This window comes from Rhodococcus sp. OS5, from assembly GCF_056837585.1.
Genome location: NZ_CM166368.1, coordinates 4,163,403 through 4,188,855, shown reverse-complemented (window position 1 = coordinate 4,188,855; position 25,453 = coordinate 4,163,403). Strand labels below are relative to the sequence as shown.

The window sequence follows — 25,453 nt, the reverse complement described above, 5'->3', positions numbered from 1 at the left end:
TCTCGCTCACGTGACTTGCACAGACTCGACACTCAAACCATTCGATTCGCCGGAAGCCCCGGTTTCTACGGAATCCTCGGTTCTGGCCACAGGGGAGGGCTGGTCCCTCAAGCTGTGGGGCATCCTCGCGGTGCTCTGCCTCGTGTTGTTCCTCGACGGTCTCGATGTGTCGATGGTGGGCGTCGCGCTTCCGTCCATCGGCAATGAACTGGGCCTGTCCACTACCTCGCTGCAGTGGATCATCAACGGCTACGTCCTCGGATTCGGCGGCCTGTTGCTACTCGGTGGACGTACCGCCGATCTTCTCGGGCGCAGGAAGGTCTTCCTGATCGCACTGACCGTGTTCGCAATCGCCTCGCTGGTCGGTGGCCTTGTCGACAACGGAACACTGCTGATCGCATCACGATTCGTGAAGGGATTGGCTGCGGCCTTCACCGCTCCGACCGCAATGTCCATTCTCACCACGACGTTCAAGGAAGGTCCGGCCCGTAACCGTGCGCTGTCGGTGTTCTCCGTGTTCGGCGCCAGTGGTTACTCGTCCGGTCTGATCCTCGGTGGGCTGTTGACCAGTGCCGGTTGGCGATTCACGTTCCTGATGCCGGTTCCGTTTGCCGTCATCGCGCTGATCGGTGGGTACTTCCTCATTCCGCGGGACCGTCCCGCAGATACCGGGGGACACGACCTCGTCGGCGCCGTCACCCTGGTGACGGGAATGCTTCTCACGGTGTACACGATGGTTTCGGCTCCGACCCGTGGATGGGCACACCCGATGACGCTGGGTTCGTTCGCTGTCGCAGCCGTGCTTCTGGCGACGTTCTTCTTCGTGGAGAAGAAGGTGGCGCATCCGCTTGTGCGACTTGGGCTTCTGCGCGTCGGCACCATCGTTCGTGCAAATCTGGCCATCATCGCGCTCTTCGGTTCCTACCTGAGCTTCCAGTTCATGATGACGATCTTCCTGCAGTCGGCCCTCGGCTGGTCGCCCCTGAAGATGGCGATGGCACTGCTGCCCGCGGGCATCATCGTCGCATTCGGATCACCGTTCGTCGGACGGCTGGTCGACCTGTACGGCAGTGCCAAGCTCATCATCGCGGCACTGACGTCGCTCAGCGTCGGGTACCTCTGGTTCCTCTTCGCGGGCAGCGATTCACCGTCGTACGTCGTGGCGATTCTGCCGAGCGTCATCCTGCTCGGACTCGGATTCGCGCTGGGGTACACCTCGATCATGGCCCAGGCCACCTCGGGTGTCGACGACTCGGAGCAGGGTTTGGCGTCCGGGCTGGTGAACACCTCCGCTCAGGTCGGTGCGGCGCTCGTGCTCGCTCTGACCACTGCCCTCGTAACCGCTGGATCGCACACCGCGTCCGGCGCCGGTACCGCCGGATTCGAGCAGTTCCATCCCGGACTGATCCTGGTCACCGGGGTCGCGCTGGTGGGCTTGGCGATCACCGTCTCGCCGCTGGTACGTGGAAGGTCGCAGCGGGGAAGATCCGCACGTGAAGGGCGCGCTGAGGAAGAAAAGGAATTGGCCGAGGTCAACTGAATACTCGCTTCATCCGCGAATGCGCTCGGCCGCGTAGGAGACAATCCTGCGCGGCCGAGTTGCTGTGTCTGAACTATCGGGTGGCAGATTTCAGGGCTGCGTCTTTCAGAGCAGCGTCTTTCAGTGCTACGTCGAAGCTCGTCGACGTAGCTTGCGAACCGAGAATCAAGGCAAGGCGCACCAACATGGCTTCGCGGTCGGACGGATCAGCCTGATCCAGTGCATTCGACAGTGCCAACCAGACGTGTTCGCGGTGGCCCTCGTCGTCGACCACCGCAGTTGTCGCCGACTGTGCCGTATCGAAGTGCGTCGGCGCAGTGCCGGCGGTGAGGTGTTTGGCCACGTCGTTCAATTGCGTGGGATCGCTGATGCGGCACAGCACCAATCCGTCGGGCCGAATCACGAAGATCTCGCCGACACGTGCGCCGAGGGCAGATGCGAGATTGCCTTCGGCATCGGGAACCGTGGAGTCGGTAGTTCCCACGGTGATTACGCGTACGGTTTCCGGTGCAAGGGCCTGAGCAAGGATATCGGCTTGCGTGTCGAGTTCGGATACCAGCTCAGTTGACAGTCCGAAAGCCAGCAGGCCGAATCCAGTACCGCGCAGACTGTTCAAGGAGGTAGATGAACCGTCCGCCGAGACCTGGACGACCCTGTCTTCCAACGGATCGCCGGGTAGTACGCCCTCGGCGCCCGCAGCTGTCGGCCACGTCAGCGGGGAGAGCCGGGCGTGCGTCGCACTCGACTGGCGCGGGTTGATGAGGTGCGCGAATTCGCTTCGCTTGGTGGCGAGTTCGAGTACGGCATCGCGGGTGGTCCGGTAGCCGTGACTTCCCGGCGACATGATGAGCGTCGACTTGCCTGCGTTGTCGACGTTCTGCTGCCACGCGCTGCGACGTTCCTTCGAATACGCGTCGAGGATGGTGGAATCGGCAGCTCCGTTGATGACGGCGGCTAGTTGCCACACCAAGGTCTCGGCGTCTTCCATGCCCGAGTTCAGGCCGCGAACACCGAAGATCGGAACGAGATGCGCGGCGTCGCCGGCAAAAAGCACACGGCCGTGAGTGAAATCTTCCAGAGCGAGTGCGTGGGCGCGGTAGAAGCCGAACCATTCCAGGGTCCAGGGGATGTCGCTCTGGAGCCATTCGAGGTGACGCGTGATGCGGTCACGGATGCGATCTTCTTGCGTCTCCGCTTCCGGATCGTCCGAGGCGTCGAGCTGGTAGTCGATGCGCCAGATGTCCCGTGGTTGGCGATGCATGATGATCGTGGACCCCGGGTTGCTGGGTGCGTCGAACCACACCAGACGCTCGGCCGGGAGTTCCGATTCCCAATGAATGTCGGCAATGACGTAGTTGCCCTCGTAGCTGTTGCCCTGCAAGCGGATTCCGCTGAGTTCGCGCATCTTGCTGCGTCCACCATCGGCGGCAACGACCCACGCCGCGCGCAGTTCGCGGGTTCCGAACGCGGTGTCGACGGTCAGAGTCACCTCGTTGTCACCGACGGAGATGCCGGCGATCGACGACGACCAGTGGAAGTTCACCAGTGGGTGAGCGAGCAGCTTGTCGGTCATGATCTGCTCGAACTCGGATTGCGAGACGTTGACCATGGGTCCACGCGCGTCGTGCTCGGCGGATGCCATGCGGAACTGCAGTACTTCCTGATCGCGGTAGTAACTCCGACCACCCACCCACGGCAGAACGATGTCTTCGAGCTCGGCACCGAAGCCGAGGCGTTCGGCAACTTCGAGGCTGTGGCGTGACACGCAGATCGCGCGACTGCCGAACGAGACCTGATCGGCCGCTTCGAGAATCGTGACGGCAATGCCGCGCTGCGCCAAGCCCATGGCTACGCCCATGCCGACGGGGCCGGCTCCGACGATCACGACGGGAAGTGCGTCGGCCGAAGGCGCCAGGGAGGCGAAGTCCTCGGGTGCGTACTTCTTCGGATGAAAGTAGGTCGACATGGTCACGAGGCTTTCTGTGCGGCAGTGTTTTTCGGGATCAATTGAGGTTCCGGGAGCAGCAGGATGGAAACCAGGCTGATCACGGCAATGATCACGAAGTAGGCGGTGATGGCGAACGAGGTATCGAAGGCGGCGTAGAGCGCGGTGGCGATCATCGGGGCCAGACCGCCGCCGAGGATTGCGCCGATCTGGTAGCCGAGTGACGCTCCGCTGTAGCGGATGTGTGCGGGAAACAATTCGGCGAACAGTGCCGCTTGTGGGCCGGCGCAGCAGCCGAGCGTGAAGCCGAGGGCGATCATCGATACGAGCATCACCGGAACGATCGCTGTGTCGATCAGCGGAAAGAACACCGCTGCCGCCACTACCAGGGTGATCGAACTGCGGATGTAGACGGTCCGGCGTCCGAGAGTGTCCGACTTGTGAGCGCTGAAAGCCATTCCCGCCATCCAGAACGGGCAGGATGCGATGAGAAGAAAGAGCATCGTGGTCTTGCTGAAGCCGAGTTCGGTCTCGCCGTACTTGAGGACGTAAACCATGTACGCGTACGCGATTCCGTTGGTGGCGATGAAGGTTCCACCGGCGAGGAGCACAGTCTTCCAGTGTCTGGTGAGAACCTCGAGAATCGGCATGGACTCCGCCGGTGCCTCGGACTTCGACGCGGTGAACTCGTCACTTTCCTCGAGGCCGAGACGGATCCACATCGCAACGCCCACCAGAACTGCGCTGAGCAGGAACGGGATTCGCCATCCCCAGGAGTTGAATGCATCGTCGTCCATGAAGGCGGCGAGGGGGAGATAGACGAGATTGGCCACCAGTACGCCTGCGGGAACACCGATTTGTGGTGCGCTGCCGTACAGCCCCTTCCTGCCCTCCGGTGCGTTTTCGGTGGCGACCAGAACTGCGCCGCCCCACTCGCCGCCGACACCGAGTCCCTGAACGAATCGCAAGGTCACCAGGAGTATGGGGGCAAAGACGCCGATAGCGGCGTAGTTGGGTAGCAGCCCGATGGCAACGGTGGCGCAGCCCATCAGCATCAACGAGGTGACCAACATGGATTTGCGTCCGATGCGGTCGCCGAAGTGGCCCATCACGATTCCGCCGATGGGACGCGCGACGAATCCGACGGCGAGGGTGGCGAAGGCGGCGAGGGTGCCGGCCAGATCGGACGTGCCGGGGAAGAACTGCTTGCCGAGCACGAGTGCGGCGGCGGTGCCGTAGATGAAGAAGTCGTACCACTCGATGGCGGTGCCGACAAAGCTGCCGAGGGCGGCCTTACGCGCCTTGACCGTCGCGGCGGCGCGCGTTGCGGTCGGTGAGGCGATGGAGGTCATGAAGTGCCTTTCGAGATGAATGTGGCTTGAAGAAACAATGACGTGCGCCACAACAATTGAAAAGCGAAAGAATTGGAGGTTCTTGCACGGAAAATACGTGGAACCAGATCCGCTGCCTGGTAGCGGGACTATTGGGCAGGTTCTGAGGGTGAAACGAATTCTATGAAAGCGCGTGCGGCGCGGCTGAGGCGAGTGTTCTGGTGCCAAGCGAGAACTACGTGCACCGACGGCACGGCGGGGGAAGCGATGGTCTTGACGACCACCTCGAGCCCCTCGTACGTGACGTCGATCTTGGGCCGCTGGAGTAGCAGCGTCCAGCCGAGGCCACGGCCGACAAATGCCCGCGCCGTCTCGAAGTTCGCAGTTCTGTAGGCAACCTTCGGGGCGAATCCGCCTGCGCGACAGACGTCGAGCGCGTGTTTGGTGCTCGGCGGCGCGTCGAGGAGAACCATCGGGTGTTCCGCGAGGTCCGGAAGATGGATCGGTCGCTCGGACCGCGCGAGTGGGTGTTCTGCACCCAGGACGATCAAGGGTTCGCGGATGGCCAACGGAACTGTGCGCAATTGTGGAGACAGGTCCAGGTCGTAAGCGATTGCGAGGTCCAACTCGCCGTTCTCGAGATGTGTCTGGAGCCGATTCTGAGTGTCCTCGCGGAACTCCACCTGCGCGTCAGGATTCTCACGGGTGAACCCGGCGATCATCGACGGCAACACCGTCGGCCCCAGAGCGGGATAACAGCCGATCGCGATGGGCCCCGACACGCTTCCGCCGGTTCCGAGCGCATCGGATTCGAGTTCCCCGGCTTGCTGAAGTAGCGCCCGGGCGCGCACCAGAACGGATTCACCGGTGCGGGTCAGTTGAATGCCGAATGAGCGACGGCGAACGCACAGTTGAACTTTGAGCGCGCGTTCGAGTTCGGTGAGCGCCGCGGACAGGGCGGAGGGGGAGAGATGCAAGCGCTCGGCCGCGCCGCTGATCGTCCCGGTCTCGGCTACCGCGACAAACGCAGCAAGCTGACGCATCGTGTACGTGGGAGCAGGGTCGATGCGAGGCATGAGATCGACAGTAGTCGGGTAGATTGCCCTGACTATTTTGGTGTGGCACCGTGAAGAGGTCGACGATCAATCGCTGACCTGCGTCTTCGTGGTGCCCCCGGCAGGATTCGAACCTGCGACCTTTCGCTCCGGAGGCGAACGCTCTATCCCCTGAGCTACGGGGGCGCACCGAACTTTCGGTGTGCCGATTGGGCTGCGTTAGCGTAGCGCATCACGGGGGGACAAGACCAAACCGGCACCCGTCTCGGCATGGCGTCCTCGCGTGAGGTAGTCGAGGATGCGGCCGGGGACCATGGTCGTCGAATCATCTGTACCGACTGACTCGGATGCTTTTTACGCCTAGGCTCGGCTCTGAGCACAGGCTCGGGCGGACTGCTCGGGCACCCTCGTGAGGTACGGGAGTCGTTGATGACCGATCACCACTATTCCGAAGACCAGCTCGCGCTCGACCTGAAGTGGTGGGCAGCGGCCAACTACCTGACCGTCGCGCAGATCTATCTGAAGGACAACACGCTTCTGCGGGAACCGTTGCGTGCCGAGCACATCAAGCCCCGACTGCTCGGGCACTGGGGGACCAGCCCCGGCTTGTCGATGATCTACACGCTCCTCAATCGGCACATCGTCGCCACCGGCGCAGACTGGCTTTACGTGACCGGTCCCGGGCACGGCGGTCCGGCGCTGGTCGCGTCGACGTATCTCGAGGGAACGTACTCGGAGATCTATCCGGAAGTCTCGGACGACGCCGAGGGCATCCACCGGATGTGTCGGCGATTCTCCGCTCCCGGCGGAGTGCCCAGCCATGTGAGTGTGCAGACACCCGGAAGCATCCACGAAGGCGGCGAGCTCGGCTACGCCCTTGCCCATGCGGCCGGCGCTGCCTTCGATCATCCGAACCTCGTGGTGGCCTGTGTGATCGGCGACGGCGAAGCGGAGACCGGGCCGTTGTCCGGCTCGTGGAAGCTCCCGGCGTTCCTGAATCCACGACGCGACGGCGCGGTGCTGCCGATCCTGCACGTGAACGGTGCCAAGATCGCCGGGCCGACGGTCTACGGACGCAGCAGCGACGAAGACATCCAGGCCTATCTTGGTGGACAGGGGTGGGCGCCGATCGTCGTCTCCGGTGACGACCCCGACGCGGTGTTTCCTCAGCTGTATCAAGCGATCTCGCAGGCGCACGAGAAGATCCGCGAGATGCAGGGTGCCGCACGCCGCGGAGAGGAGTGGACGGGTTCGTGGCCGGCAATCGTGTTGCGGACGCCGAAAGGATGGACCGGTCCACACACCGTCGACGGAATCTTGGTCGAGGGCACACATCGTGCGCACCAGGTGCCGTTGTCCGGCGTGCGAAGCAACGAATCACATCTGCGGCAACTCGAAGAGTGGATGCGGTCGTACCGTCCGGACGAGTTGTTCGACGCCAACGGATCACTCGTCGCGGAACTGGCGGCGCTGTCGCCGACGGGGGACAAGCGCATGGGGAGCACTCCCTACGCGAACGGTGGACGACTTCGCGTCGATCTCCCGATGCCGCCGCTCGAAAAGTACGCGCTTCCCATCCAATCGCCGGGTTCGACCTTCCACGAGACGACGCGAGTGCTCGGCGAGCTTCTGCGCGACATCTACGCCGCCACGGAAACCGAGGACAGCGGCGGGATCTTCCGACTCTTCTGTCCGGACGAGACGTCGAGCAATCGCCTCGGCGCCGTATTCGAGACAACCGATCGCTGCTGGCAACTGCCGATCACCGACTACGACGACGGGCTGTCCGCGGACGGTCGTGTCATGGAGGTCCTCAGCGAGCACCTCTGCGAGGGATGGCTCGAGGGCTATCTGCTGTCGGGCCGACACGGGATGTTCGCGAGCTACGAAGCATTTGCGATGGTGAGCGTGTCGATGCTCATCCAGCACGCCAAGTGGCTCCAACATGCCGTCGACCTGCCGTGGCGGGCGTCTGTTGCTTCGCTCAACGTGCTGCTGACCAGTACGTGCTGGCGCAACGATCACAACGGATTCAGTCATCAGGGCCCCGGCATGATCGACGCCGTTATTCCCCTGGCCCCCAGTGTGATCCGCGTGTGGTTGCCGCCGGATTCCAACACCTTGCTCTCGATCTCGGATCACTGCCTGCGTAGCACCGACCACGTCAACCTGATAGTCGTGGACAAGCAACCACACCTGCAGTACCTCACGCTCGAGCAAGCGCACGAGCACTGCGCGGCGGGCGCTTCGGTCTGGGAATGGGCCGGAACCGAGGCTCGCGGACAGGAACCGGACGTGGTCCTGGCCGCCGCAGGAGATGTGCCGACGCAGGAGATCCTGGCTGCTGCACAGTTGCTGCGCGATCACACACCCGAACTGATCACCCGCGTCGTCAACGTCGTCGATCTGATGGCCTTGCTGACGCCAACCGAGCATCCCCACGGATTCGGGGAGCGGGTCTTCCTCGATCTGTTCACCGCGCAGACCGACGTCGTGTTCGCATTCCACGGATACTCGCGTGCCGTGCACGAACTGATTCACGGGCGTCCGAGTCCCGAGCGCTTCCACGTTCGCGGATTCAGTGAACAGGGAACAACCACAACACCGTTCGACATGGTCGTCCTCAACAAGATGAGCCGCTACCACCTGGTGATCGAGGCGCTACGACGCTCCAAGCGTCGGCCGGCCGGGGCGTCCGAGTTGGCGGAGTTCTGCCGCACACAACTCGAAAAGCACTCGCGTTACATCGTCGAGCACCTCGAAGACATGCCGGAAGTAGAAAACTGGACCTGGTCCTGAAATTCAGGACCAGGCCCAGTTGGGTCTGAACATTCTCGGCTCAGTTCAGTTCTGCTCAGTTCATGGGCAGTGGCATTGCGCCGCGAGCTGCCAACATGTCGGTCATCAGCTTGGACTCGCTCTGCTGCGTGTTGACCATCGTCTGCGCCAGGCTGCGCACCGGCCCCTCGGTGGCGTCGGCTGCTGCGTACTCCATCATCGGAAGCCCACCTTCGTGGTGACGAAGCATCAGCTGCAGGAACAAGGTGTCGAGTTGCAGACCTTCCGCTGCGCGGAGAGCCGCAAGGTCCTCGGGGGACGCCATGCCGGGCATGGTGTCGACCGGCCCGGAATGACTCATGTCCATCGTGGCCGAAGTCCCGTGCGATCCATGGCCGGAGCCCGAATCCGACGACATCCACTCCATGTACGGGCCCACCTTGGACAGCGGCTGATCCCACATGGTCAGCCACGCCTGCATCTGACCGAGCTGGTTCTGCTGCGTGGTCAAGATGTCGAACGCCAGCGTGCGTACGTCGTTGTCCGTGGACTTCGTCAGGGCGATGGACGCCATGTCGACGGCCTGGCTGTGATGCACGCTCATGTCCTGCGCGAAGCCCACGTCCACCGAATCCGAAGCCGGAACGGTCAGTGACGACTTCGCATCGGGTCCGAGGAGGTTGGTCAGTGCGCCGAGCGCAAAACCGACGGCGATCGCGCCGATCAGACCGATGATCAGCAGTGCGGTGCGCTGACTCGGCTTCGAAGACTGATCGGTGTTCGTCGAACTATCCACCGGCGGGAATCTGTTCGTCGGTGGCCGGGGTAGCGCCCGTGCCGTCCATCTGGATGGCGTCGGCGCCCGGAGGTGTCGGATCGAACGGCGACGTCGACGGAGTGAACAGCGGGTTGGTGCAGCTCGCGCCGACCTCGGGGTAGACGTTCGGGTTCTGGTTCAGCGCAGTGATGAACTGATCGATGCGATCGTCGTCGGCCTTGTCGATCTCGAGGCGATGGCCCCACGACTGCAGAGAAATGGGGCTGCTCTGACCGGGGTACGGCGACATCAGCATGTAGGACTTGCCGTTCACGCGTCCGGCGAGACTGTCGATCTGGTCCTGGTCGACGAGATCGGGGTTGTACGTGATCCAGATGGCGCCGTGCTCGAGCGAGTGGACGGCGTTCTCGGTGCGAATCGGGTCGGCGTACACGGTTCCGGTGCAGTTAGCCCAGGTGGCGTCGTGCGGGCCACCGAACGGCGGGGTCTGGTCGTACGCCACGCGCTGAGTGGAATCGACGTGCTGGCCGGCCGGGTACTCGATCTTGAGGACGCCGTCGATCTTGTCGGACGGATCCTTGTTCTCGGAGCTGTACTTGTACGGCTCGAGGGCCTGCCGCTCCTCGACCTTGGGCCACAGATTGATACCGAGCACGGCGATGAGTGCGAGCACAGCCACACCGGCGCCGATCGACAGCCAGGGGATCTGGCGGGGAGCGGGGACGCCGCCCTTGCCCTTCTTGGCCGGCCGACTGTTCTTGTTGGCGGCCTTGATGGCCTTGGCTGATTTGGCCCCGGAGTTCTTGTTGGGACCGCGACTATCGGAACCGCTTGGCATCGATTGGGCTCTTTCGGTGTGTGGGCTTGAGGTGTGGCGCGCCCGCGCATGAAGGTACGCGGTGGTAGCTCGGGCATTACCACTGTACTTTCCGAGTCTGAGGGCAAACTTTGAGAGTGGCGTGCGACACGCCACAGCGGCCCCGCGCACGTTCACGGAGAGCGAGGCGTGAGGCGAGTCTCCACTTCCGGTGTGCAGGCAATAGGATGAATACCTGTGACTCCAGCTGACCTTGCCGAACTGCTCCGCGGAACCGCAGCGAGCGTCCTTGCCGATCGTGGCCTCGACGTATCCGTGCTACCCGAAACCCTCACCGTCGAGCGACCACGCAACCCCGAGCACGGCGATTACGCCACCAACATTGCCATGCAGGTAGCCAAGAAGGTCGGCACGAATCCCCGCGAGCTGGCGGGCTGGATCGCCGAAGCCCTCACCGCTGCCGACGGAATCGAATCCGCCGAGATCGCCGGGCCCGGCTTCCTCAACATTCGGTTGGACAAGGACGCCCAGGGCGCGATCGTCGTGTCGGTTCTCGAAGCCGGTGCGTCGTACGGCTCGGGTGACTCCCTCGCCGGCAAGAAGATCAACCTCGAATTCGTCTCCGCCAACCCCACCGGACCGATTCACCTCGGTGGAACCCGTTGGGCCGCAGTCGGAGACGCGCTCGGACGCATTCTGTCCGCGCAGGGTGGTTTGGTAACACGTGAGTACTACTTCAACGATCACGGTGCCCAGATCGACCGCTTCTCGCGTTCGCTGATCGCTGCAGCGAAGGGTGAACCTGCTCCCGAAGACGGTTACGCCGGTGCATACATCGCCGACATCGCCGCCTCGGTTCTGAAGCAGCGTCCCGACGTCATGGATCTGCCTGCCGACGAGCAGCAGGAAACCTTCCGCGCCATCGGCGTCGAATTGATGTTCACGCACATCAAGCAGACCCTGCACGACTTCGGCGTCGACTTCGACGTCTACTTCCACGAGAACTCGCTCTTCGAATCCGGTGCGGTCGAGAAGGCCGTCGAATCCCTCAAGGGTTCGGGCAACCTCTTCCACGAAGACGGTGCGTGGTGGCTCAAGAGCACCGACTACGGCGACGACAAGGACCGCGTCGTCATCAAGAGCGATGGCAACGCCGCCTACATCGCCGGTGACATCGCCTACTTCCAGAACAAGCGCGCACGTGGGTTCGACCTCTGTATCTACATGCTCGGCGCCGACCATCACGGTTATATCGGCCGTCTCAAGGCTGCCGCTGCCGCATTCGGCGACGATCCGGACACCGTCGAGGTGCTGATCGGCCAGATGGTCAACCTCGTCAAGGACGGCACTGCCGTCAAGATGAGCAAGCGTGCAGGCACCGTCATCACCCTCGACGACCTGGTCGAGGCAATCGGCGTCGACGCCTCGCGTTACGTCATGATCCGCTCGTCGGTCGACTCGAGCATCGACATCGACCTCGACCTGTGGACCAAGACCAGCAGCGAGAACCCCGTCTACTACGTGCAGTACGCGCACGCACGCCTCTCGGCGATCGCTCGCAACGCCGCAGACCTCGGTCTGTCCGCCGACGCGAGCAACCTCGCCCTGCTCACCGTCGAGCAGGAGGGTGACCTCATCCGCACGATCGGCGAGTACCCACGCGTCGTGTCGAGCGCTGCGAATCTGCGTGAGCCGCACCGTATTGCCCGCTACCTCGAAGAACTCGCGGGTGCGTACCACCGCTTCTACGGCGCGTGCCGCATCCTTCCGCAAGGCGACGAAGACGCCACCGACGTGCACCGCGCGCGTCTGGCTCTCTGCGCCGCCACCCGACAGGTCCTGGCCAACGGTCTCGAACTGCTCGGCGTCACCGCACCGGAGCAAATGTGAACGCGCACCCCGCCGGCCCCAAGCATGCCGAGCAGTTGCAGGCCCCCGGCTTGCCCGACCGTCCGACCAGCCCCGAAGCCTTCGGCGAACTCTCACCGCAGGTGTGGCCGCGCAACGCTTCTCGCGGCGACGACGGTGAAGTGACCCTCGCGGGTGTCAAGGTCGGTGAACTTGCCGAGAAGTACGGCACTCCGTTGTTCGTCATCGACGAGGACGACTTCCGTTCACGCTGCCGTGACATGGCCCGCGCCTTCGGCCCGGATGCCAAGGTGCACTACGCATCCAAGGCATTCCTCTGTGGCGAGATCGCACGCTGGGTCGCCGACGAAGGCCTCTCGCTCGACGTCTGCTCCGGCGGCGAACTGGCGATCGCGTTGCACGCGGACTTCCCGGCCGAGCGAATTGCCATGCACGGCAACAACAAGTCAGTCGCCGAACTGGCCGCTGGTGTCGCCGCGGGCGTCGGACACGTCGTGCTCGACTCGTCGATCGAGATCGACCGACTCGATCGTGTCGCCGGTGAGGCCGGTGTCGTTCAGGACGTGTTGATCCGACTGACCGTCGGCGTCGAAGCGCATACCCACGAATTCATCTCCACCGCACACGAGGACCAGAAGTTCGGTTTCTCGCTGGCCGGGGGAGCGGCGATCGACGCGGTCCGTCGCGTCTTCGCTGCCGACAACTTGCGCCTGGTCGGCCTGCACAGCCACATCGGTTCGCAGATCTTCGACGTCGACGGTTTCGAGGTGGCAGCGCACCGCGTGATCGGTTTGCTCCGCGACGTCGTCACCGAGTTCGGAGTCGAGAAGACCAAGCAGATTTCGATCATCGACCTCGGCGGCGGCATGGGGATCTCGTATATCCCCTCCGACGACCCGCCGCCCGTCGACGAACTGGCAGCAAAGCTCGGCCACATCGTGCGCAACGAGTCCGCACTGGCCGGATTGCCGGAGCCGACGCTTGCCGTCGAACCCGGCCGCGCCATCGCCGGACCTGGCACGGTGACGCTCTACGAGGTCGGCACCATCAAGGACGTCACGGTGGGTAGCTCGCTGACACGCCGCTACATCAGCGTCGACGGCGGGATGAGCGACAACATCCGCACGTCCCTCTACGGTGCGGAGTACGAAGCCAAGTTGGTTTCGCGAACTTCCGAGGCTGATCCCGTCGTTGCACGTATCGTCGGTAAGCACTGCGAGTCCGGTGACGTGGTCATTCGGGACACCTGGATGCCCGAGGACGTCGGGCCCGGTGATTTACTAGCGGTAGCAGCGACCGGTGCATACTGCTATTCGATGTCGAGCAGGTACAACCTGCTCACCCGCCCAGCCGTGGTGGCGGTGCGTGACGGAGTCTCACGCGTGATTCTGCGGAGGGAAACAGTGGAAGATCTGCTCAGCTTGGAGGTATCGCAGTGACGAGCGAATCGGCGCATCGCGCTATCGGTGTGGCCGTTCTCGGCCTCGGCAACGTCGGGAGCGAGGTCGTCCGGATCATTCGTGAGCAGGCCGAGGAACTCGAAGCTCGCGTCGGCGCCCCGTTGGAACTGCGGGGGGTTGCCGTCCGCCGTATCGGCTCGGACCGCGGAATTCCCGAGGAACTGCAGACGACGGACGCCGAGTCCCTGGTCGGTCGTGACGACGTCGACATCGTGGTCGAGGTGATCGGCGGAATCGAGCTCCCTCGCAAGCTGATTCTCTCTTCGCTCAACTCCGGCAAGTCGGTCGTGACCGCCAACAAGGCGCTGCTCGCGGACCACACCGGTGAATTGGCGGAGGCTGCAGAGGCCAACTCTGTCGACCTGTACTTCGAGGCCGCTGTTGCCGGCGCGATCCCCGTGATCCGCCCGCTCACACAGTCGTTGGCCGGAGACCGTGTCAACAAGGTCGCCGGAATCGTGAACGGCACCACCAATTTCATCCTTTCGGCGATGGACGAGACCGGCGCCGACTACGAAGAGACCTTGGCCGAAGCCGGACGCCTCGGATACGCGGAAGCCGACCCGACCGCGGACGTCGAAGGCTACGACGCCGCGGCGAAGGCAGCGATCCTCGCGTCGATCGCGTTCCACACCCGCGTCACTGCCGCGGACGTGTACCGCGAAGGAATCTCCACGATCACCTCCGCCGACCTGGCTTCGGCGAAGGCACTCGACTGCACGATCAAGTTGCTCTCGATCTGCGAGCGCATCGTCACGCCCAAGGGCAAGGAGCGGATTTCCGCTCGCGTGTACCCGGCGCTGGTTCCGCTCAGCCATCCGCTGGCCTCGGTCAACGGCGCGTTCAACGCCGTTGTCGTGGAAGCAGAGAACGCCGGCCGGCTCATGTTCTACGGCCAGGGCGCAGGCGGCGCCCCCACCGCTTCCGCGGTGATGGGTGACCTGGTGATGGCTGCGCGCAACAAGGTTCACGGCGGCCGCGGCCCCCGCGAGTCCAAGTACGCCAAGCTCAAGGTCGCCCCGATGGGCGACATCCTCACCCGCTACTACGTGAACATGGAGGTCGCGGACAAGGAAGGTGTGCTGTCCGCAGTCGCCGCCGAGTTCGCCAAGCACGGCGTGAGCATCTCCGTCGTCCGCCAGGAGGGCGCCGGCGCCGGCGCGCGTCTGGTGGTCGTCACTCATGTAGCAACCGACGCGGCTCTCTCCGAGACCGTGGCGGCTCTCAACGAACTCGAATTCGTCACCGCTGTGACCAGCGTGCTGCGACTGGAAGGCACTGAACAATGACCGGCATCGTCAACCCCGTCCACAAGGCATGGCCGGGTCTCATCGAGGCATACCGGGACCGTCTCGCGATCGGTGACAACTGGAAGACCGTCACCCTGCGCGAAGGCGGCACCCCGCTCCTGCCGGCCGGCCACCTCTCCGAGATCACCGGCTGCGACGTCTACCTCAAGGTCGAGGGTCTCAACCCCACCGGTTCCTTCAAGGACCGCGGCATGACGATGGCCGTCACCGACGCCTTGGCCCGTGGCCAGCGTGCAGTTCTGTGCGCGTCCACCGGCAACACCTCCGCCTCGGCCGCTGCGTATGCAGCCAAGGCCGGCATGACCTGCGCCGTGCTCATCCCGCAGGGCAAGATCGCCATGGGCAAGCTTGCGCAGGCAGTCATGCACGGTGCCAAGATCATTCAGGTCCAGGGCAACTTCGACGACTGCCTCGAGCTGGCACGCAAGACCACGGCCGAATTCCCCACCATCGGTCTCGTCAACTCGGTCAACCCGGTGCGCATCGAAGGCCAGAAGACCGCGGCATTCGAGATCATGGACGTCCTCGGCAAGGCTCCCGACGTGCACGCACTCCCGGTCGGAAACGCCGGGAACATCACCGCGTACTGGCGCGGATACTCCGAGTACTACGCGGACGGTCTGACCACGGTCAAGCCCCGCATGCTCGGTGTCCAGGCAGCCGGAGCGGCTCCGCTGGTCAACGGTGCACCCGTCAAGGATCCCGAAACCATCGCCACCGCAATCCGAATCGGTTCTCCCGCTTCCTGGAACGGCGCTGTCGCCGCGAAGGAAGAGTCGAACGGTGCATTCCGTGCCGCCACCGACGAGAAGATCCTCGAGGCTTACCGTCTGATCGCCGCCACCGAGGGCGTCTTCGTCGAACCGGCGTCGGCAGCCAGCGTCGCCGGCCTACTCGCCGCACGTGCAGAGGGCTGGCTCGAGCCGGGCCTGACCGTCGTGTGCACGGTGACCGGTAACGGTCTCAAGGATCCTGACACGGCTTTGAAGGGTATGCCGAACGTCGAGCCGATCGGTGTCGATCCCGTTGCCGTCGCGGCTGCCCTCGAGCTTGCATAGTGTCCGTGGATTCATCGACCACTCCGCGGAATCCGGTGTCTGACATGACTATAACCCTGCCTATCGGCCTTTCGGTGACTGCTCGCGTCCCGGCCTCGAGTGCAAACTTGGGGCCGGGGTTCGACACCCTCGGTCTGGCGTTGGGGTTGTACGACGAAATCGTAGTCACCACAACGGATTCAGGCCTTCAGATTCGCGTCGAAGGTGAAGGCGCTGCCGACGTGCCCTGGGGTCCTTCGCATCTCGTGGTCCGCGCCATCGAGCGTGGTCTCGAGGCGGCCGGAGTGTGGGCCAGTGGCCTGGACGTGTTGTGCCGCAACGCGATTCCACATTCGCGCGGGTTGGGATCCTCGGCTTCCGCGGCTGTCGGTGGATTGGCAGCAGCCAACGGTCTGGCGCGCGCTCTCGATGCCGAGATCGGCTTGACGGAAGAGCAGTTGGTTCAGCTCTCGTCCGAGTTCGAAGGTCACCCGGACAACGCGTCTGCCAGTGTTCTCGGTGGCGCAGTCGTCTCGTGGAGTTGCCCACCGGCCGTCGAAGGCGACGAGCCGATCTACTCCGCGGCCAAACTCGACGTCCATCCCGACATCCGTGCTGTGGCACTGGTTCCCGAGGAGCGGTCGTCCACCGCACACACTCGCGGGCTCCTGCCCGAATTGGTTCCGCACCAGGATGCCTCGTTCAACGCGAGCCGCAGCGCGCTCGCCGTCGTTGCGCTCACTGCTCGGCCCGATCTGTTGATGGCGGCCACCGAGGATCGCCTGCATCAGGCACAGCGCGCACCCGCGCTTCCGCTCACGACGCGATGGATCGGGATCCTGCGCGAGGCGGGTATTGCTGCGACCGTTTCGGGAGCCGGCCCCACCGTGTTGGCGCTCAGCACAGAACCTTTCCCCGTCGAACTCGCGGAAGCGGCGCGGGCAGACGGACTACGTGTGCTCGAATTGGACATCGCCGACGGCGTCGAAGTATCCACGACGACGGTCTGATCCCTGCCTTGGTCCTGGTGATCGCCCACTACCGATCGGTAGTGAACTGACACACCCAGTCATCCAAATTCTTGCCGGACTCAGGTTTGGGCGCTATCCTGGGCTATGTCCGTACATCGTGCGCGTCAGTCGCCGGTGCATCACCAGGGGGCAAAACTCCTTCCCAATCGGGGTCCACAGTCCTTGGCATGATTCTCGCAGGCATGATCCTCACGCTTGTACCTTCTCCGAAGGTTTGAATCCTCCGCGGATCGAACACTCAGAGGTTCCATCACTCTGGGGTTCAACACACGGGGGAGTGAATCGTCGACGAAGGCGCGTTGGGCAGGTTTGCGAGCGCATGAAAAGTTTGAGGCGAGAGTTTCCGACAATCATGTGACGGCGGACAAGCCGGCAGTTCTGGACAGCAACCACGTACGGCACCACCGAGTTCGGTATTCAATCGAACTGCGGGACGAACCCTCGACTTTGCGCAGTGCGAGTGAGGGAAGGAAAGGACCTCCGTGACCGATACGGACCTCATCGCCACTTCTGCACCCGCCGGGTCGGAATCAGGCGACAATTCTCAGGCGTCATCTTCAGCATCGAACGGTGCGGTGGCGACCTCCACGAAGCGTGCCGAAACGCGCCGTGGTGCCGGACTCTCCGGCATGGTGCTCACCGAACTCCGCACTCTTGCGGGTGAACTGGGCATCAAAGGCACTTCCGGCATGCGCAAGGGTGACCTGATCGCAGCCATCAAGGAGCGCCAGGGCGGCAGCGCGAAGGCTGCACCCGCACAGAGTGAACTCACTCTCGACGACGCACCCGTTGCCCGCACTCGTGCCAAGAGCACTCGCGCCGCACGCACCGAAACCCCCGCAGCCGAAACAGCTCCGGCAGCCGAGTCGGCTCCTGCCGAGGCCGCGCCTGCGCGTACGGAATCCGCCGAGGATTCCGATCAGAGCGCACCCCGTCGCGGACGTCAGCGTCGTGGCGCCGCTCGTCGTGCAGGTTCACCCGACCAGGGCGAACTGAGTATCGAGCAGGAAGCGCCTTCGGCGAAGTCCGACGCGGACACCGCGAAGGCCGCCGATTCTTCGAAGGTCGCCGAGACCGCCAAGGCCGAGGCTCCGGCCGAGCGTCCTGCGCGCACCGAGGGCAAGTCCGACGCTGATCAGGCTCCCGCCGAGCAGGGCAACGAGCGTCCCCGCCGCGAGCGAAACCGGGACAACCAGGGCCAGCGGGACAACCAGGGCCAGCGCGAGAACCAGGGCAACCGGGGCAACCAGGATCGCCAGGATCGCCAGGATCGCCAGGACCGTCAGGATCGCGGCAATCAGAACAACGCCGGCCAGAACAACGCCGGTCCGCGTACGGACAACCGCAACAACGGACCGGACGACGACGAAGAGGGTGGACGCGGACGCCGCGGACGCCGTTTCCGCGAGCGCCGTGGCCGTGGTCGCGATCGCGGTGAGGGTGGCGCACCCAACGATTCACGCGAGACCGAGATTCGTGAGGACGACGTCCTTCAGCCGGTCGCCGGCATCCTCGACGTCCTCGACAATTACGCCTTCGTGCGTACGTCCGGGTACCTCGCCGGTCCCAACGACGTCTACGTCTCCATGAACCTGATCCGCAAGAACGGCCTTCGCCGTGGCGACGCCATCACCGGTGCCGTCCGCGTCTCGCGTGACGGTGAGCAGGGCAGCCAGCGCCAGAAGTTCAACCCGCTGGTTCGCATCGACACGGTCAACGGCGGCGACGTCGAGGCCGCGAAGAAGCGCCCCGAGTTCAACAAGCTCACGCCGCTGTACCCGAACCAGCGTCTGCGCCTCGAGACCGAGCAGCACATTCTCACGACGCGTGTCATCGACCTGGTGATGCCCATCGGTAAGGGCCAGCGTGCCCTCATCGTCAGCCCGCCCAAGGCCGGTAAGACCAGCGTGTTGCAGGCGATCGCGAATGCGGTCGCCACCAACAATCCTGAGTGCTATCTGATGGTCATCCTCGTGGACGAGCGCCCCGAGGAAGTGACCGACATGCAGCGCAGCGTGAAGGGTGAGGTCATTTCCTCCACCTTCGACCGCCCGCCGGGAGATCACACCGCAGTTGCCGAGCTGGCAATCGAGCGTGCGAAGCGCCTGGTCGAGATGGGTAAGGACGTCGTCGTACTGCTCGACTCCATCACGCGTCTGGGTCGTGCGTACAACAACTCCTCGCCGGCGTCGGGACGCATCCTCTCCGGTGGTGTCGACTCGACGGCGCTCTACCCGCCGAAGCGTTTCCTCGGTGCTGCCCGCAACATCGAGAACGGTGGATCGCTCACCATCATCGCTACCGCAATGGTCGAGACCGGATCCACCGGCGACACCGTGATCTTCGAAGAGTTCAAGGGCACCGGCAACGCCGAGCTCAAGCTCGATCGCAAGATCGCCGAACGCCGCGTGTTCCCGGCCGTGGACGTCAACCCGTCCAGCACGCGTAAGGACGAGTTGCTCCTGAGCCCGGACGAAGCTGCGGTGCTGCACAAGCTCCGCCGCGTCCTGTCCGGTCTGGACTCGCATCAGGCCATCGATCTGCTGATCGATCGACTGAAGAAGAGCAAGAACAACCTCGAGTTCCTGATGCAGGTCTCCAAGACCGCACCGGGTGCGATCGACGACTGATCGACTCGACGTCAAAGGCCCACAACCAGCTGGTTGTGGGCCTTTTGCGTGGGCGGAACAAAACCGAGGGGCAGTGCGTTGACAACTTCGTACAGCCACCCCGAGGCGTGCGAGACGCGGATTATCCGGTGAGGTACCGCATCTGGCATACTGAACGGCCGAGTCCGGTTCCGGTTCACGATGTCGATTGGCGACGTCGACCCGGCGACCATTGAAAGGGACACCATGAAGGCAGGAATCCACCCAACCTACGTAGCGACCACCGTCGTCTGCGGTTGCGGTAACACGTTCGAGACCCACAGCACCAAGGAGTCCGGACGCATCAACGTCGAGGTTTGCTCGCAGTGCCACCCGTTCTACACGGGCAAGCAGAAGATTCTCGACACCGGTGGACGCGTCGCTCGCTTCGAGGCTCGCTACGGCAAGCGCGCAGACAGCAAGGTCCCGGCCACCGAGTCCTAGCTGTTCCGCCGACGCCCGATCTGCCATGCGCAGATCGGGCGTCGGCTTTTTTGTGCCTGCACTCGGTTTGCGCGTTTCCTGGGTCCCGGCGTCGAAATACCTTCAAGCGCGCACCGTAGGAATCGAAACTCAGAGCGGAGCGAACCATGGCAGGCGCAACCCAGCCCTCGGCCATCGACGACATCTTGGCGGAGCACGCCGGTCTCGAAGCACAGATGTCCGATCCGGCGCTGCACAACGACCCTGCCGCTGCCAGGCGCGTCGGTAAACGGTTCTCCGAGCTCTCGCCGATCATGTCGACGTACAACAAGCTCACCGCTGCGCAGGACGATCTGGAAGCCGCGCGCGAACTAGCCGCCGACGATTCCAGCTTCGCCGCCGAGATCCCCGATCTCGAAGCCGAGGTCGCGCAGCTCGAGCAGACGCTTACCGATCAGTTGGCGCCGCGTGATCCGCACGACGGCGACGACATCGTCCTCGAAGTGAAGTCCGGTGAGGGCGGCGAAGAATCCGCGCTCTTCGCCTCGGACCTGGCCCGCATGTACGTCCGCTACGCGGAACGGCATGGCTGGCGCGTCGAGATTCTCGACGCGACGGTCTCCGATCTCGGCGGATACAAGGAAGCCACGCTGTCGATCAAGAGCAAGTCGGACACCCCGGACGGAGTGTGGGCGCGGCTGAAGTTCGAGGGCGGCGTTCACCGCGTCCAGCGAGTGCCTGTCACCGAATCCCAGGGACGCGTTCACACTTCGGCTGCCGGCGTTCTGGTCTACCCGGAGCCCGAAGAGGTCGAGCAGGTCCAGATCGACGAAAGTGACCTGCGTATCGACGTCTACCGTTCGTCCGGCAAGGGCGGTCAGGGCGTCAACACGACCGACTCTGCTGTCCGAATCACGCACCTTCCGACCGGCATCGTCGTCACCTGCCAGAACGAGCGTTCGCAGCTCCAGAACAAGGCGCGCGCCATGCAGGTCCTTGCAGCCCGTTTGCAGGTAGTCGCCGAGGAAGCCGCGGACGCTGAAGCGTCGGCAGGTCGCCAGAGTCAGGTTCGGACGGTGGACCGTTCGGAGCGCATCCGCACCTACAACTTCCCCGAGAACCGCATCACCGATCACCGCATCGGATTCAAGTCGCACAACCTCGACGCGGTGCTCGACGGTGAGCTCGACGCACTTCTCGATGCATTGGGCAAGGCGGACCGAGAGGCGCGTCTCGCGGCCGAGTAGATGCAGACCATGACTGACCTCCATCCCGCCGGGAACTCGGTGAACCGCGTGTCGGTCGAGCGTGGCAGGCTGTACCCGTGAGTCGACTTCCACTTCGTTTGGCGCTGATCGAAGCTGCAAAACAGCTCGACGCCGCAGGTGTGCCCAGCCCACGCACCGACGCCGAGTTGTTGGCATCCCACCTGCTCGGGGTCGAACGCACGCGTCTCGGACTGATTCCGTTGGTCGATCCCGAGGTCATCGCGGCGTTCGACGAGTTGGTTGCCCAACGGGTGAAGCGGATTCCGTTGCAGCACATCATCGGAGTCGCGTCGATGGGCAACATCGACGTCGCTGTCGGGCCGGGTGTCTTCATTCCGCGGCCGGAAACCGAACTGCTCATGGGTTGGGCACTCTCGTTCCTCGAAGGTTGCGGAAGCAAGCCGCCGGTAGTTCTGGACCTGTGCACGGGATCGGGTGTACTCGCGCTGTCCATCGCCGAGGCCCGTCCGGACGCCGTCGTTCACGCCGTGGAGAAGGAGCCCGCCGCGTTGGCGTGGGCGCGTCGCAATGCTGCCGACCGCGAGGCCGCCGGTGATACACCGATCCATCTGCATCAGGGTGATGTCACCGATCGGAACCTGTTGCCAGGGCTCGAGGGCGGCGTCGATCTGGTCGTGTCCAATCCGCCGTACATCCCCGAAGGCGCGCAATTGCAGCCTGAGGTCATGGATTACGACCCACACACCGCACTGTTCGGCGGTACCGACGGTCTGTCCGTCATCAAACCCATGATCAGCAACATCGCACGGTGGCTTCGAATCGGCGGCGCGGCAGGCATCGAGCACGACGACACCAACGGGGACGGCGTCGCTGCGCTGTTCTCGGCGCGCCGGGTATTCGGCGAGGTCGCGCAGCATCCAGATCTTGCCGGTCGTCCGCGATTCGTCGTCGCCAGACGTGTCGCCACCGACGTCGAAGCACAGCGGAATCGAACGCCCGAAGCGCAGAGTGAAAGGATGGCTGAGTGAGCACCGTGTACGACTGCAGTCAGACAGATTCCCGAACCGCAGGCTTGGCCGCCGCGAAGAACGCGCTCAAGGCCGGCCGACTCGTAGTTCTCCCTACCGACACCCTTTACGGACTCGCCGCCGACGCGTTCGACAGCGAAGCTGTCACGAGTCTTTTGCGCGCCAAGGGACGCGGGCGAGACATGCCCGTCCCGGTTCTGGTCGGATCGTGGAACACCATCGACGGGCTCGTCTACAGCGTGCGCCCGCAGGCACGGGATCTGATCCGCGCATTCTGGCCCGGCGGACTGAGCCTGGTCGTCGAGCAGGCGCCTTCACTTGCCTGGGACCTCGGTGATACCCGCGGAACCGTCATGCTCCGCATGCCCTTGCATCCGGTTGCCCTCGAACTGTTGCGCGATGTCGGACCGCTTGCCGTCTCGAGCGCCAACATTTCGGGGCGTCCGCCGGCAACTACCGTCGAGGAAGCCCGAGATCAGCTCGGCGGATCTGCCAGCGTGTATCTCGACGGGGGCAAGGCCGAACACGCCGTTGCTTCCACGATCGTCGACCTGACCGGCAATTCACCGCGTATCTTGCGAGTGGGTGCCGTCTCGGCAGAATCCATCGCCGAGGTATTGGGCACCAGTCCGGAAAGTCTCGTAGAGGGAGTTTCGTAACGATGGTCGGCGCCGGCGGCGAGCGCGCGGGGGAATCCACGTATTGGGGACCGGATTTCGGTGAGCTTGCCACGGCAGACCCCGAGATCGCGGCTGTTGCGCTGGCCGAACTCGAGCGTCAGCGCGACGGACTTCAACTCATCGCGAGCGAGAACTTCACCAGCCCTGCCGTACTGGCTGCCTTGGGTTCGACCCTGAGCAACAAGTACGCCGAGGGCTATCCGGGTCGGCGTTACTACGGCGGGTGCGAGTACGTCGACGTAGCCGAGAATCTGGCGATCGATCGGGCAAAGGCGCTGTTCGGCGCCGAGCACGTCAACGTCCAACCGCATTCGGGGGCCACTGCGAATCTCGCGGTGTACGCCGCATTCGCCAAGCCCGGCGACACCGTATTGGCGATGAGTCTGCCGCACGGTGGGCATCTGACTCACGGGTCTCGCGTCAGCTTTTCTGGGCAGTGGTTCACCACCGTTCCCTATCACGTCGATTCGGCCACCGAATTGATCGACTACGACGAGGTTCGCACCCTAGCTCTGGCGCACAAGCCGAAAATCATCGTCGCCGGCGCGACCGCGTACTCCCGCACCATCGACTTCGCAGCCTTCCGCTCGATCGCAGACGAGGTCGGTGCGATCCTGTGGGTCGACGCCGCCCACTTCATCGGACTCGTGGCAGGCCGGGCGATACCTTCGTGCGTTCCGTACGCCGACGTCGTCTCCGCGACGACGCACAAAGTCCTCAGAGGCCCGCGCGGCGGAATGATCCTGTGCCGCAGCGAGCATGCCTCGGCTGTAGATCGCGCGGTGTTCCCCTTCATTCAAGGCGGCCCGATGATGCATGCGATCGCTGCGAAGGCGGTTGCCTTCAAGGAAGCGTCGACGCCGGAATATCGTTGGTATGCACAGGAAGTGGTTGCCAACGCATCGGCACTCGCGCAGTCGTTGGAAGCTCGCGGCCTGCGCACCGTGTCCGGTGGAACCGACACACATCTGGCGCTTCTCGACCTGCGCGCAAGCGGTGTCACCGGAGTCGACGCCGAGCGTAGGTGCGGACTGGCTTCGATCACGCTCAACAAGAACGCGATTCCGTTCGATCCGCAGTCGCCCGCCGTCACGTCCGGAATCCGCGTCGGATCCGCGGCCGTCACGACCCAGGGTTTCAACCGCTCCGACATGAGAGTGGTGGGGGAGTTGATCGCGCGCGCAGTTGTCGCGGACCCCGCCACCACGTCAGGAGAGGCCGAGTTGGCAGCAGTTGCCGAAGGCGTTCGCGAACTGGTCCGGGCAAAGCCTGCCTATGCCCGCCAGACGGGTGATCTCGAGCAGTGATCACTTCCTACGAGGCGACCACGTATCTGGCACAGGGTGGCGGGGGAGCGGGTGTTCCCATCCGTGAACTTTTGCTCGTGCTGTGTACGGCGGCGGTGGTGACCTACCTGGCGACTGGCGCAGTCCGGTTGTTGGCGCTGAGGTTCGGCGCTGTCGCGATTCCTCGTGATCGGGACGTTCACGTCGAGCCGATTCCCCGTCTCGGTGGCGTCGGAATGTATGTCGGCATGGCTGTCGGTCTGCTGTTTGCGCAGCAATTACCCGCGCTCACAAGAGGTTTCGGCTTCGGCAGTCCTGACGTACACGCTGCGCTCGTAGCTGGCGCCGTCATCGTCCTCGTGGGTGTGATCGACGACAGGTGGGGCCTCGACGCCCTCACCAAATTTGTCGGTCAGGTGACTGCTGCCGGCGTTCTCGTGGTGATGGGCGTCAGCTGGTTCATCATCTACAACCCGTTCGGCGGTGACGGTGGGTCCACCATCATCCTCGATCAGATTCAATCCGGACTGTTCACCGTTGCTGTTGCCGTCGCGACCATCAACGCCATGAATTTTGTCGACGGTCTCGACGGATTGGCCGCCGGGTTGGGTCTGATTGCGGCGCTCGCCATCCTCATCTTCTCGATCGGTCTTCTCCACGATCAGGGCGGCGACGCGAGTGTCTACCCGCCGGCGATGATCGCGGCGGCTTTGGCAGGCGCTTGTCTCGGTTTTCTTCCACACAACTTCAATCCAGCGCGCATTTTCATGGGCGATTCCGGGTCGATGTTGATCGGTCTCATGCTGGCCGCGATCTCCACCAGTGCATCCGGTCGTATTCCGCTCACTGCCTACGGAACCCGCGACCTCGTCGGCCTCCTCGCGCCGTTGTTGCTGGTCGGGGCTGTGATGTTCATCCCGATGCTGGACATGCTCCTGGCCGTGATCCGCCGGACGAAAGCGGGCGTCAGTCCGTTCAGTCCGGACAAGATGCACCTGCATCATCGCCTCTTGCAGATCGGACACACGCACCGACGAGTTGTGCTGGTCATCTACCTGTGGGTCAGCGTCCTGGCGTTCGGTGCCGTCGGATCCTCGCTGCTCAATCGTCAGCTGGTTGTTGTACTCGTCGCGGCCGGTTTGGTTCTTGCGTTGTTCTTCACTGCGGTGCCTTCGCTGATCGATCGCAAGCAGCAGCGTCGCTAGCCA

At 63.8% G+C, this 25,453-nt stretch carries 19 protein-coding genes and 1 tRNA gene; 14 read left to right on the top strand and 6 right to left on the bottom strand.

The features are described from left to right. Positions 1-10: 10 nt before the first annotated feature. Complete coding sequence (locus ACVZUB_RS19475; RefSeq protein ID WP_482627666.1) at positions 11-1,540, top strand: MFS transporter; 1,530 nt, start codon at positions 11-13, stop codon at positions 1,538-1,540. Between the two features lie 73 nt (positions 1,541-1,613). On the opposite strand, the gene ACVZUB_RS19470 is transcribed toward ACVZUB_RS19475, so the two are convergent. From ACVZUB_RS19470 to ACVZUB_RS19455, 4 genes are all read right to left on the bottom strand, one after another. Then, the gene (locus ACVZUB_RS19470; protein WP_482628541.1) at positions 1,614-3,506 is read right to left on the bottom strand and encodes an FAD-dependent monooxygenase; all 1,893 of its coding nucleotides are present in this window, start codon (positions 3,504-3,506) and stop codon (positions 1,614-1,616) included. A 2-nt stretch (positions 3,507-3,508) separates the two neighbouring features. Next, on the bottom strand, positions 3,509-4,837 hold the full coding sequence (locus ACVZUB_RS19465) for an MFS transporter (protein ID WP_007726181.1): 1,329 nt from the start codon (positions 4,835-4,837) through the stop codon (positions 3,509-3,511). Positions 4,838-4,965: 128 nt separating this feature from the next. Beyond that, positions 4,966-5,892: a LysR substrate-binding domain-containing protein gene (locus tag ACVZUB_RS19460; RefSeq protein ID WP_234552382.1), complete on the bottom strand. Its 927-nt coding sequence runs from the start codon at positions 5,890-5,892 to the stop codon at positions 4,966-4,968. Positions 5,893-5,981: 89 nt separating this feature from the next. Continuing rightward, positions 5,982-6,057: transfer RNA gene (locus ACVZUB_RS19455), tRNA-Arg, on the bottom strand. A gap of 243 nt (positions 6,058-6,300) precedes the next feature. On the opposite strand from ACVZUB_RS19455, the gene ACVZUB_RS19450 reads away from it, so the two are divergent. Beyond that, positions 6,301-8,670: a phosphoketolase family protein gene (locus tag ACVZUB_RS19450; RefSeq protein WP_030537329.1), complete on the top strand. Its 2,370-nt coding sequence runs from the start codon at positions 6,301-6,303 to the stop codon at positions 8,668-8,670. Positions 8,671-8,725: 55 nt separating this feature from the next. On the opposite strand, the gene ACVZUB_RS19445 is transcribed toward ACVZUB_RS19450, so the two are convergent. Continuing rightward, on the bottom strand, positions 8,726-9,445 hold the full coding sequence (locus ACVZUB_RS19445) for a DUF305 domain-containing protein (RefSeq protein WP_047270160.1): 720 nt from the start codon (positions 9,443-9,445) through the stop codon (positions 8,726-8,728). Then, positions 9,438-10,265 carry a DUF3105 domain-containing protein gene (locus ACVZUB_RS19440; RefSeq protein WP_003941378.1) on the bottom strand — a complete coding sequence of 276 codons (828 nt, stop codon included), beginning with the start codon at positions 10,263-10,265 and terminating at the stop codon, positions 9,438-9,440. The genes ACVZUB_RS19445 and ACVZUB_RS19440 overlap by 8 nt, the downstream gene beginning before the upstream one ends. A 216-nt stretch (positions 10,266-10,481) precedes the next feature. Here ACVZUB_RS19440 and argS point away from each other — a divergent pair, with 216 nt between their 5' ends. From argS to ACVZUB_RS19380, 12 genes are all read left to right on the top strand, one after another. Then, the gene (gene argS / locus ACVZUB_RS19435; RefSeq protein WP_003941360.1) at positions 10,482-12,134 is read left to right on the top strand and encodes an arginine--tRNA ligase; all 1,653 of its coding nucleotides are present in this window, start codon (positions 10,482-10,484) and stop codon (positions 12,132-12,134) included. Continuing rightward, the gene (gene lysA, locus ACVZUB_RS19430) at positions 12,131-13,552 is read left to right on the top strand and encodes a diaminopimelate decarboxylase (RefSeq protein ID WP_003941384.1); all 1,422 of its coding nucleotides are present in this window, start codon (positions 12,131-12,133) and stop codon (positions 13,550-13,552) included. Before argS ends, lysA begins: the two co-directional genes overlap by 4 nt. Next, entirely contained in the window at positions 13,549-14,862 is a 1,314-nt protein-coding gene (locus ACVZUB_RS19425; RefSeq protein ID WP_007726192.1) for a homoserine dehydrogenase, read from the top strand. The genes lysA and ACVZUB_RS19425 overlap by 4 nt, the downstream gene beginning before the upstream one ends. After that, complete coding sequence (gene thrC / locus ACVZUB_RS19420; RefSeq protein ID WP_003941280.1) at positions 14,859-15,941, top strand: threonine synthase; 1,083 nt, start codon at positions 14,859-14,861, stop codon at positions 15,939-15,941. Before ACVZUB_RS19425 ends, thrC begins: the two co-directional genes overlap by 4 nt. 44 nt (positions 15,942-15,985) lie before the next feature. Then, positions 15,986-16,930, top strand: coding sequence for a homoserine kinase (thrB, locus tag ACVZUB_RS19415; RefSeq protein ID WP_007726194.1), 945 nt, complete (start codon positions 15,986-15,988; stop codon positions 16,928-16,930). Positions 16,931-17,433: 503 nt separating this feature from the next. After that, positions 17,434-19,581 (top strand): transcription termination factor Rho, encoded by a 2,148-nt coding sequence (gene rho / locus ACVZUB_RS19410; RefSeq protein WP_221742662.1) that lies wholly within the window; start codon positions 17,434-17,436, stop codon positions 19,579-19,581. 225 nt (positions 19,582-19,806) lie between these two features. Further along, positions 19,807-20,043, top strand: coding sequence for a 50S ribosomal protein L31 (rpmE, locus tag ACVZUB_RS19405; protein ID WP_003941310.1), 237 nt, complete (start codon positions 19,807-19,809; stop codon positions 20,041-20,043). 146 nt (positions 20,044-20,189) lie between these two features. Further along, on the top strand, positions 20,190-21,269 hold the full coding sequence (gene prfA / locus ACVZUB_RS19400; RefSeq protein ID WP_003941341.1) for a peptide chain release factor 1: 1,080 nt from the start codon (positions 20,190-20,192) through the stop codon (positions 21,267-21,269). A 77-nt stretch (positions 21,270-21,346) separates the two neighbouring features. Beyond that, the gene (prmC, locus tag ACVZUB_RS19395; protein WP_030537333.1) at positions 21,347-22,279 is read left to right on the top strand and encodes a peptide chain release factor N(5)-glutamine methyltransferase; all 933 of its coding nucleotides are present in this window, start codon (positions 21,347-21,349) and stop codon (positions 22,277-22,279) included. Next, positions 22,276-22,938, top strand: coding sequence for an L-threonylcarbamoyladenylate synthase (locus tag ACVZUB_RS19390; protein ID WP_003941345.1), 663 nt, complete (start codon positions 22,276-22,278; stop codon positions 22,936-22,938). The genes prmC and ACVZUB_RS19390 overlap by 4 nt, the downstream gene beginning before the upstream one ends. A gap of 2 nt (positions 22,939-22,940) precedes the next feature. Then, positions 22,941-24,266, top strand: a complete 1,326-nt coding sequence (locus ACVZUB_RS19385; RefSeq protein WP_482627665.1) for a serine hydroxymethyltransferase — start codon at positions 22,941-22,943, stop codon at positions 24,264-24,266. Further along, a complete protein-coding gene (locus tag ACVZUB_RS19380; RefSeq protein WP_003941359.1) occupies positions 24,263-25,450 on the top strand; it encodes a glycosyltransferase family 4 protein in 1,188 nt (395 codons plus the stop codon). The genes ACVZUB_RS19385 and ACVZUB_RS19380 overlap by 4 nt, the downstream gene beginning before the upstream one ends. Positions 25,451-25,453 lie beyond the last annotated feature (3 nt).